The sequence below is a fragment of the Caballeronia arationis genome (assembly GCF_001544975.2).
Lineage (GTDB): Bacteria > Pseudomonadota > Gammaproteobacteria > Burkholderiales > Burkholderiaceae > Caballeronia > Caballeronia arationis.
Window position 1 is genome coordinate 1 of record NZ_FCOG02000462.1, and the last position, 1,202, is coordinate 1,202.

The following is a 1,202-nucleotide window of genomic DNA, read 5'->3' on the forward strand; positions in this document are numbered from 1 at the left end:
GCGTCTGCGACGTCGCCAGCTATCTGCTTCAGCATATCTGCTGCCCGTATGCCCAGCCGCATCCGCAACTGCTGCGACCACACCATCACCCCGTCAAAATCTCCGCTAACCACGAACAACAGCAAGACGGGAGGCGGGGCGTGTCGCCTGTTGGGCAGCGCATGAAGCTCAGCCCAACACCCGCGCGTATCTAGATAAGCGGTGCGTTCGGCCATGTTCAGCAGTTCAAGAGCGAAATCTTCGCACTGGGGACTTCCAGCCGCGCGTCCCGTCAGTCGGAATTGGACAGTAACCTGGTCAACCGCATCATTGGGAACGCTGATGGCGACGTCTTCACCGCAATCATTGAATTTGGACAGCGTCTCCGCCACGTCACGCGTGTCAAGAGCGTCGTAATTGACGTGTGGAGGCGGGATCTCACCCCGCTCGACAGCCGAGAAATCGGGCACTAACCATAGACCAAGGACGTGGCGAAATGTCGACATGACCGGTTCCTCGAGCGTGGCGGGAGTGGTAGTCGATGGTATACGTGAAATTTTGAGGTGCCGCCAGGCCTTTATCGGCGTGAAACTGGCGCGCACAGATCAGGCGGCTGCAGCTACCGCCGTCAGTTGCGCTTCCACGACGAATCGTGATTCGAAGTTCTTCGACGTGCCGGAGATCATGAGCGACTCTCTCGCACGCGTCATCGCGACGTAAAACAAACGCCGCTCTTCTGGTTCGGTGGACTTTGGGTCCGGCACGATCGTCTCCTCGCTGCGCGCAATCCACACGTGGTCCCATTCCAGCCCTTTCGAGCTGTGCATGGTCGTCAGGATAAGCGCGCCCGGCGTCGGCTCATTGTTGTCCTGGCGCAGGAACAGCAGCCGCTCGGCGAAACTGCCGGAAAGGCGTGACAGGACGTCGTTCGTCGCCTGAATCGCCCGGATCGCTGAATCCTTCTTCGCGTATTTCAGCATCCACTCGGCGACGCCGGAGAGCGTTAGCGAATAGAACTTGCGATCGCACAGGCTTTGCCATTCGGCGAGCCGCTTCATGAACTCGCGATAGTTGGTCGCCACGTCCTCTGGCAGCCCGAGGGCAACCAACTCCGCCCGTCCTTTTTGGGTCAGTTCTGCCCCCATATCGGCATGGAGTGCGCGTAACTGCTGAGCGGTCAGCCCTAGGTGCGCGAGTACAGCATCAAGGCCCGTGTCCTTGAT

2 protein-coding genes are annotated in these 1,202 nt (G+C 59.6%); both read right to left on the reverse strand.

Annotated features, from left to right (window positions below):
• Positions 1–485 (reverse strand): hypothetical protein (locus tag AWB81_RS43170; RefSeq protein ID WP_144444404.1); only part of this gene is annotated, 485 nt, incomplete at its 3' end.
• A 99-nt stretch (positions 486–584) separates the two neighbouring features.
• A partial coding sequence (locus AWB81_RS43175; protein WP_159939038.1) for a 3'-5' exonuclease occupies positions 585–1,202 on the reverse strand: 618 nt, incomplete at its 5' end.